At 40.9% G+C, this 8151-nt stretch carries 8 protein-coding genes; 2 read left to right on the top strand and 6 right to left on the bottom strand.

Annotated features, from left to right (window positions below; translation table 11 throughout):
* Positions 1-97: 97 nt before the first annotated feature.
* Together AC805_RS23885 and AC805_RS23880 are read right to left on the bottom strand one after the other, a co-directional pair.
* The gene (locus AC805_RS23885) at positions 98-1345 is read right to left on the bottom strand and encodes an ATP-binding protein (RefSeq protein WP_055077726.1); all 1248 of its coding nucleotides are present in this window, start codon (positions 1343-1345) and stop codon (positions 98-100) included.
* Positions 1346-1412: 67 nt separating this feature from the next.
* Positions 1413-2018, bottom strand: coding sequence for a DciA family protein (locus AC805_RS23880; protein ID WP_055077725.1), 606 nt, complete (start codon positions 2016-2018; stop codon positions 1413-1415).
* A gap of 359 nt (positions 2019-2377) precedes the next feature.
* On the opposite strand from AC805_RS23880, the gene AC805_RS23875 reads away from it, so the two are divergent.
* Positions 2378-2965, top strand: coding sequence for a sulfite oxidase-like oxidoreductase (locus AC805_RS23875; protein WP_055077724.1), 588 nt, complete (start codon positions 2378-2380; stop codon positions 2963-2965).
* A 274-nt stretch (positions 2966-3239) separates the two neighbouring features.
* Here the strand turns inward: AC805_RS23875 and AC805_RS23870 are convergent, their stop codons facing one another.
* The 4 genes from AC805_RS23870 to AC805_RS23855 all read right to left on the bottom strand — a co-directional run bounded on the left by AC805_RS23870 (position 3240) and on the right by AC805_RS23855 (position 6995).
* A complete protein-coding gene (locus tag AC805_RS23870) occupies positions 3240-3614 on the bottom strand; it encodes a response regulator (RefSeq protein ID WP_055077723.1) in 375 nt (124 codons plus the stop codon).
* Between the two features lie 9 nt (positions 3615-3623).
* Positions 3624-5426: an ATP-binding protein gene (locus AC805_RS23865; RefSeq protein WP_082429632.1), complete on the bottom strand. Its 1803-nt coding sequence runs from the start codon at positions 5424-5426 to the stop codon at positions 3624-3626.
* 78 nt (positions 5427-5504) lie between these two features.
* Positions 5505-6236, bottom strand: a complete 732-nt coding sequence (locus AC805_RS23860; protein WP_055077722.1) for a phycocyanobilin:ferredoxin oxidoreductase — start codon at positions 6234-6236, stop codon at positions 5505-5507.
* Positions 6237-6407: 171 nt separating this feature from the next.
* Positions 6408-6995: a phycobilisome protein gene (locus tag AC805_RS23855; RefSeq protein ID WP_055077721.1), complete on the bottom strand. Its 588-nt coding sequence runs from the start codon at positions 6993-6995 to the stop codon at positions 6408-6410.
* A 237-nt stretch (positions 6996-7232) separates the two neighbouring features.
* Between AC805_RS23855 and AC805_RS23850 the strand changes: the two genes are divergently transcribed.
* The gene (locus AC805_RS23850) at positions 7233-7889 is read left to right on the top strand and encodes a HEAT repeat domain-containing protein (RefSeq protein ID WP_055077720.1); all 657 of its coding nucleotides are present in this window, start codon (positions 7233-7235) and stop codon (positions 7887-7889) included.
* The last annotated feature ends 262 nt before the right edge of the window (positions 7890-8151 follow it).

Genomic DNA, 8151 nt, shown 5'->3' with positions numbered 1-8151 from the left:
AGTACACTTGGCGACAGCTTTATAGAGTTGCGGCGCGAAGCGCCGCAACTCTATAAATGTTTTTACACTTGTCCGAACATAGGCGATCGCCGCATTGCTACACAAAGGGGCTACTAAACCAAGAGCCAGAATCATCATGATGCTCAAAAAGTAAACGGCGACGGCATAGGTTGATGACTTCGGGAGTGAGGACATAATCCCTGTTCAGACATTGCTGTAAAGTTTGTCGATCGCGATCGCTAATTGTCGAGAGTCGATGCATCCGATCCGTCTCTAAAACTTGGTTGAGAGTCTCTAGAGAAATCGGTGGATTTTGTGATTGCAAGCAGCCTTGTAAAATCGATAGTAAATAGGGTAAATGCCCATGACTTTCCAGACATAGACAATCGAGAGTTTCTAAGCGATCAAAGCAATCCGTCACCCTTTCCAACCATTTTTCGGGAGCAATATTCGGCAGCATTCTCGCTAAAACAACTTGACGCAGTAGGTTTAAACTCTCAGGATTAACGACCCCAAGGCGATCGCGGAGCTGCAAGTTAGACAATATAATGGGCGCATTGCCCTTTAAATACTTCTGAAATCTCTGCTGAAATTGCTCGTCACTATGGATAATTGCCAAAAGTGGCATCGTGTAGATTATGTGACATTGAAACTGCCGTAAATACTTGCCACCTTCACCAAAAATAATTTTGGCTTGTTCGAGAGACAAGCGATCGAGGTTATCAACCAAAATAACCAGTCCCTTCTTCCCTAAATGCTTCAAGCGATCAATCTCCGTTCCCGTGACTTCTTCAATGGCAACAAGTAAGGGGTTTTTGATCCGTGACTCAAAATAATGTTGTAATTGACGGCGATGTTGCTCGCTATCTTGTAAAGCTTGCAAAATTCTTTGTAAGCGTGGTACATAGGTAGAAATGCCAATGGGAGAAGGCAACCGCATCCATTTTTCAATTTCCGAGATCGCATTGGGCAAGTAGGCGAGAGATAACGAATCGCCTTTACTTTCCAGTTGTTGCACGATCGCCGTCAGGAGCATCAGCCAAATCTCAGTTAACCCCACATCATCAATCTGGAGATATTTATCCGCAGCACAGTGAATTACGGCAAACCCTTGCAGCTCTAGCTCATATTTCAACCTTAACAATTCCGTCGATTTACCGCTACCGATATGCCCTGAGAGCAATTGACAGGTTGGTTTGTTGGGAGACAGTGCGATCGCTCTCCGCATTCTTTTGACAACATCATCTCCCTTTGCTGCCGCTAAATCTACATAGTAATGATCTTCTTTTGGTAAAACGATAGCAAAGCTAGGGTTGCAGGCATGGAGAGATTCTAGGTTTGTCATAATGCATATTATTTATCTTGAAATATCTTGAAATATCTTGAGATTTAATTGAATAATCGAACAAATTCTAATTGAACAAATTCTCGATCGCACATACTCGACACATCTGCCATCGAGATAGTTCCCCAATCAAGGCAGGGCGATTGCATCTCGGACATTTTGGCATTTGACTGGTTCTCAGTTTCATCACATCTTGCCAACGTTGAAATGCATCATTTGCCGTTGCAGGTGGCTTGGAAGTTTCTGGCGGAACAACTTTAAGATTTGACTTAAGTGGTTTGGATGGCGGCAGAGCAGGGGGTAAGTAACTGGGGTGATCCTCGGTTACAGCTTGACGTTCTTTGACGATTTCTTTCAACGTCTGTTGTTGCGTCGCCCATTTTGCCGTAGAAAAATGAATATCAGCGATCGCTAAGCTTCCCAAATCGAATAGTGCATTAATCTTCGCCAATATTCTTACCCTTTCAAAGGTCAGCGCTTGCGACCAAATTGAACTTGAGACTGCTACCTGTAAAGTTTTTTGATATACGCCAATTGGACAGGTTTGAGGCGCGACCGATTCCCCAACGATATCAGACCATTTTTCAACAATTAACAAATATTGACAGCGTTGCTGCCAACTGGTGCGGGACTGGATACCATGCAAAATATTTGGTAATCCTGTTAGGGACATATTCGTAGACCAAACATACCTTTTGCTTAAGATTAGCAATCATTTTACGCTTTACGATGCTCAAATTAGCATTTCTATAAACAGATACTAAGTAGTTAGGCATAAGTAAGCTTAAAACCAAGAAGAGCATACCGCCCGCGCAGCGGGCGGTATGCTCTCTGGTTTTGGTTTTTATAGCTACAGTCACTTGAATTAGGACAAATCAAAACCCAAGAATTGGCTGGCGGCGCTTCGCGCGCGCCGCCAGTCAATTCTTGGGTTTTATGTCCTAGTACATTTGGCGATCGCTATATAACTGTAGGCGTTTACCTTAGGAAACAGCGATAATATTCACAGTTGATTGTGAGTGAAGATTTTCTATGTTTGAAAATTTATTTAAATCGCCCAATGCCGATCGCATTCCTAAAGGACAGAGGCTAACCAATGGCTTCCCAATCATGACCTATGGAGATACGCCCAATATTCAACGTCAAGATTGGCAATTGCGGGTTTGGGGACTAGCTACAGAGAAAACCTTCACATGGGATGACTTGATGGCAATGCCTCAAACTGAATTTACGGCTGACTTTCACTGCGTCACCACATGGTCAAAACTAGATGTCAAATGGCAAGGGATCAAAGTAACTGACTTTTTAAAATATATCGAAGTCGAGCCGCAAGCTTTACATTTAATGGAACATTGTTACGGTGGCTATACCACCAATATTGCGATGGAGGACTTTGTGCGGGAAGAAAATTTCTTTGCCCATACGCTTTTTGGTAAGCCTTTGCCCGTTGATAATGGCGGTCCCTTACGATTAGTAGTCCCTCACCTTTATGCTTGGAAAAGTGCTAAGTGGCTGAATGGGCTAGAGTTTCTCAACAAAATGCAACTAGGTTTCTGGGAACGTAATGGCTATCATCATCGTGGCGAACCCTTTGCCGAGGAAAGGTATAGCGCTTTCTAGCCGCTAGGACGTAATACCAATTACCAAAAGTGTGGCTACACTTTTGGTAATTGAAAACCAAACCCAGTAAGGGTTTTAAAATCACAAAATGGCATAGCCATTTTGTGATTTGGTATAAAACCCCAAATTATGAGTGGCGGCGCTTTGCGCCGCCACTCATAATTTGGGGTTTTAATCACCAAGAGAGGGTTGCCGTGCGGAGCACGGCAACTCTCTCTTGGGATTTAATTTTGTCCGAACAAGACTGGCGGCAGCTATACCAATTTTTGGGGACTTACCAATCAAGTATTTTCGTAATTAGATCAGGCAGATCGAGGGAATTGAATGGTTTCGTAATTACGCCGCTTATATGTAAGTCATTAAACTGTCGTCTTTCTGAAGTCTGAGCCTTCGCAGTTAAAAAAATCACTGGGATTTCTGCAGTGTGAGGATCGGCTTGTAGGGCTTTAAAGGTGGCGAGCCCGTCCATATCGGGCATCATCACATCGAGCAGAATAGCGTCAGGCTTTGCATCACCAGCTATTTTCATACATTGCATTCCTGAACTAGCAACTAACACTTCCCAGTCAGCCACCATCTGAATCCCAAACCGCACAACAGTTTGAATACTTTCTTCATCATCAACTACCAAAATCCTCTTGATTGGCATAGTTTTAGCTCATAGGTTTAATAATGGCAGAGTAAACGAAAAAGTACTACCTTTCCCAAGGGTACTCTCAGCCCAAATTTTACCCTCATGCTGTTCGACGATCTTGCGACAGATGGTTAACCCCAGTCCTGTGCCACCTTTACGGCGAGAGTCAGAGGAGTCAACTTGTTGGAATCTTTCAAAAATAATTTCCAGTTTGTCCGATGGAATGCCCTGACCTTCATCAGAAACCGAAAATAGCACTTTGGCATTTGGTCGATTTTCCGCAGTTAGCCATACCTTACCGTTAACTGCCGAGAATTTAATCGCATTACTAATGAGATTGGTTAGTGCTTGAACGATGTAATCAGAATCCACCAAAATGTTAATATCAATTGGCTCAACTACTAAAACTACACCGTGATTTTGTGCCATTGGCTGCATTGCTTCTGTTGCCTGAATCATTAAAGTGGAAACATTACAGACCTGTTTCTCCATTTTGACTTCACCAGACTCGATGCGCTGCAAGTCAAGGACATTATTGACCAAGCGGACTAGGCGCACTGTATTATCATCCGCTATTTCCAGAATTTGCTGCCCATCTTTTGAAAGGGTTCCTAATCTCCCCGTCGCTAAAATTTTTAACGCACTATGCATGGAAGTTAAAGGAGTTCGCAATTCATGACTGACGACAGCAATAAATTCATCTTTCATCCGTTCGATCGCTTTGCGATCGCTAATATCGGCAGTTAGCGCAAAAAAACCTTTAACATTGGTATGTTCATCAACATGGGGAATGTAGGTAACATTTACAGAGCGGGGAGAACCATCTTTTAAGAGAATTTCATTTTCATAGGTCACAGCCTGACCTCTTAGCGCTTGCTTCACATGGGTCTGCATTCTTGAGTAGCAGTCATCTCCCCAAACGGATTTAATATCACTGCCATAAATTTCTGATAAAGACTTACCTAGCCAATCTTCATAGGCTTTATTGTTAAATCGATAACATTGGTTCTTATCGACATAGGAAATCAGTACTGGCAAGGCATTAGTAATTAGCCTTAACTGCTCTTCACTCTGGCGTAAAGCAGTTTCCGCCTGTTTGCGATCGTTAATCTCCTGCTGGAGATTGCGATTGACTTCCTGTAATTCCGCAGTACGTAATTCGACGATTTCTTCTAAATGTTCTAGAAATTGGGCTTGAGATAGAGCTATACCGATCTGATCGGCAAGTTGCTGCATCAGTTCTAGTTCAAAATCTAGCCACTTATATGGGCGATCGCAATGATGCGCGATTAGTAATCCCCACAATTGGCTGGGAGAAACTGCTTCATTTTGTTGATGGGAATTCAAATTTTGCAGGATGGGAACGATCATCTTTGCCTTGATATTGAATTGATGTACAAATTCAATCAGACATTCCGATAGACCTTCTTGGTGATCGCTAACATCTGCGATCGCTCTTACTCTACCTCTAGCATAAAGTTGTTGATAGTCATGGGGAAATACTTCCTCTGGAAAGTCTAAATCCAGAATCTTTGGATAATCAGGTAAAACGGCTTCAGTAATTGCTCGTCCAGTCCCATCAGGAAAAATTTGATAAATTAGTACGCGATCGGCTTGCAAAATTCGCTGCACTTCAGTTACTGTCGCCCTTAAAATTTCTTTAAATTGTAGAGATTGCCTAATTTTAAACGTAACTTCGGCAAATAGTTTCACCCACTGCCGTTGTCGAAATAGCTCAGCTTGCTCACGATTTTTGAGAGTATGCTGAGCATTTATGGCAGTTTGGGGCTTTTTTTTGTGCGATTTAGATTTCTTTTTTTTAGGCATACATGAATTTTACACTTACACAGCTTTATGTTCACACTCTACCCAATAGCAAAGTAGGTGCAGCACTGCGCTTTGAAATCAAGCGATTGAGTCAAATAGCATTGAGTTCATATAGCGCTCTGCCCATTCTTCGCCAAATGATTTTTCGAGAACTCGTCGAGTTTTATCATTTTGTTGTTGTTTAGTGCAGTAATATTGCTGACCTGCGATCGCACTGGCAACCTCAACATCCGAGGTTCGCGGTGCTATCTTGGTAGCAATTTGGCAATGAATCGTCAAAAAGTCTATCACCCGTTGCAAAAAAGCCTGCTCTTCAACAACATTAGCAGGACGAACAAACAGACAAAACTCAGAAAAAATATCTGCCCATTCAGGTAAAGCACGAGGCTGTGAAAACTCAATATTTTTTAAGTTGGCAAGTTGCTCTTTGTAATTAGCAGGTAAAGATTTTTCGCGATTGCTAGGAGACAGATCCGCGATCGCAGCACTAATCATTCCCCCACGTCCTCCGACTATATCTGCCCCAAAAATAGGCAAGGCATACTCAGGATTTGGAAACATTACGCAATGGAGAATATCCAAACCATTGCCCACTTGAGCTAGTTCTAAGTGCAATTTACGAAATTGTTTAGTTTGATAACAAAGATTTTCAATGATTAATTTTTCTCCTTCTAAATGCCCCTCAATGTAGCCTAAGTCTTCGGGGATTAGATATGCTTCAAGATCTAGATTTTTTTGCCATGTTTCTTCAATACAGTTTGCGAGCTTCTGGATTAAATTATGTTGACGGGTTCGCAATGATGTTGCCATAAACTTTTTAAATACAAATTCTTAAATACAAATTCTTAAATACAAATTCTTAAATACAAATTCTTAAATGCAAATTCTTAAATACAAATTCTTAAATACAAATTCTTAAATACAAATTCTTAAATACAAATTCTTAAATGCAAAATATTTTTGCTAAATCTAATTTTTAAATTAAATGGTCTCAAAAAGTTTTAACTCTTCAATTAAACAATCAAAATAGGGTGCTACTTCATGCTGATGCTCTGGCGCAAGTCGTTTAAGACTAGCAATTTTGATGGATGCTAAGCCAAGAATCATAGCATCAATAGGTACTTGTAGTTCTCGATAAAGCTCTTGCATATACCTCAGCCCTTCAGAACTTAAATAATCTAGACGCTGACCAGCAATACCATAGGTAATGCAGCGCAGAAAATGCCAAAAGTCTCGCCAGCAAGCATTTGCTCGTTCCACAGGATAAAGTCCTCCACTTTCTTGGGTGATTTTTGGGAAGGTTTCTAACACCTGTTGTCGCGCCTCATCAACAATTTGTGGAGCTTGTGCAGACAATAACTTTACTATCGGAATATTTGTAGCGATCGCAGGTATTAATGTTTGTAAATCATTTAAATCCTCATCAGTGAGATAACGATCGCGATCGTCGGCATCTTGAAATTTAGTAACAGCAACATCTGGATAAATATTTTGCCAAGAACTGAAGCTAACGATGCGAGATTTCTTAATTAGTGCAAGAACTTTTTCGCTTAATTGGAGATTAGACATCAAATTCAGAATATAAATGAAGTGGGAGTAAATTTAGCTTACAGCGTTTTGCGCTCAAGCCCAAACCAATAAAACTTTTGAAAGCATTGCTAAGCAACGATTTCAAAAGTTTTATCGTGGTTCATTTGATTGAAAATTGCCATAAAGCTAGTTTAGCCGATCTCATTAAGCTTAAATTAATTAATTAATTAATCACGCTACCTCAAAAATCCTCAGTTCCACTTATCTCAATACTTTATGGATCTTTCCCAGATCAAACTTGATTTACAAAATCCTGACTTTCAGTATCGGATTAAGGCGATCGCCGCACTTAAGGATTTTACAGCTGAAGTTGCCATTCCTTTACTAATCCAGCATATCAAAGATCCTGAGTTTCTAGTACGGACTTTTGTGGCTAGAGAATTAGGTCGGCAAAAAACATCTGAATCCTTTGCTGCACTTCTCCAAATTATGCGATATGACAACACACCAAATGTTCGCGCCGAAGCTGCCAACTCGATTTCCTTATTTGATCGCATTTCAGCAGCACACCTCGTCCAAGTATTTCATCAAGACGATCATTGGTTAGTAAGACGCAGTATTCTCTCTGCTTTAGTAGAAATGCAATGCTATCCAGAGGTATTGGAAATATGCTGTTTAGGACTACTAGGAGAAGATGCCGCAGTTCAAGAAGCATGTATTGATGGCTTAGGTTCGCTATCTAGTTCTAATCAAGCTGAACCAGCTTTATCAAAGCTACTCGAATTTAAAAATGCAGAATTTGAATATATTCGAGTGCGAGTCGCCTATGCACTAATCCAGTTTGAATCACCTGAAGCCAAACAAGCGATAGTTGAACTGAGAAATGATAGTGACTATCGGGTGGCGGGTGCAGCCATGGAAAACCTACTGTAATCCTTAACAAATATCGCAGATGATTTTCCTCTATATAGCAGTAGCCAGTTATGTTAGGACAAAAACAAAACCCAGAAGAGGGTTGCGGCGCAAAGCGCCGCAACCCTCTTCTGGGTTTTATGTCTTAACTTATTTGGCTATAGCTATATCTTTAATTTTGGGGCTAATTTGTTAAGGATTGTTACTTACTTTACAAGAGATGAGACTATAAAGCGTCTTATCTTTTATGTTCTATATGTCTTGTGAATTACATAAGACATAT

Origin of the sequence: Pseudanabaena sp. 'Roaring Creek' (assembly GCF_001402795.1) — a bacterium.
Lineage (GTDB): Bacteria > Cyanobacteriota > Cyanobacteriia > Pseudanabaenales > Pseudanabaenaceae > Pseudanabaena.
The sequence above is the reverse complement of the archived record's forward strand: the minus strand, read 5'-3'. Positions and strand labels throughout refer to the sequence as shown.

Coding starts and splice junctions, on each gene's coding strand:
- AC805_RS23850 (WP_055077720.1), top strand. CDS start 7,233: ATGGATCTTTCCCAGATCAAACTTGATTTACAAAATCCTGACTTTCAG.
- AC805_RS23855 (WP_055077721.1), bottom strand. CDS start 6,995: ATGTCTAATCTCCAATTAAGCGAAAAAGTTCTTGCACTAATTAAGAAA.
- AC805_RS23875 (WP_055077724.1), top strand. CDS start 2,378: ATGTTTGAAAATTTATTTAAATCGCCCAATGCCGATCGCATTCCTAAA.
- AC805_RS23870 (WP_055077723.1), bottom strand. CDS start 3,614: ATGCCAATCAAGAGGATTTTGGTAGTTGATGATGAAGAAAGTATTCAA.
- AC805_RS23865 (WP_082429632.1), bottom strand. CDS start 5,426: ATGCCTAAAAAAAAGAAATCTAAATCGCACAAAAAAAAGCCCCAAACT.
- AC805_RS23880 (WP_055077725.1), bottom strand. CDS start 2,018: ATGTCCCTAACAGGATTACCAAATATTTTGCATGGTATCCAGTCCCGC.
- AC805_RS23860 (WP_055077722.1), bottom strand. CDS start 6,236: ATGGCAACATCATTGCGAACCCGTCAACATAATTTAATCCAGAAGCTC.
- AC805_RS23885 (WP_055077726.1), bottom strand. CDS start 1,345: ATGACAAACCTAGAATCTCTCCATGCCTGCAACCCTAGCTTTGCTATC.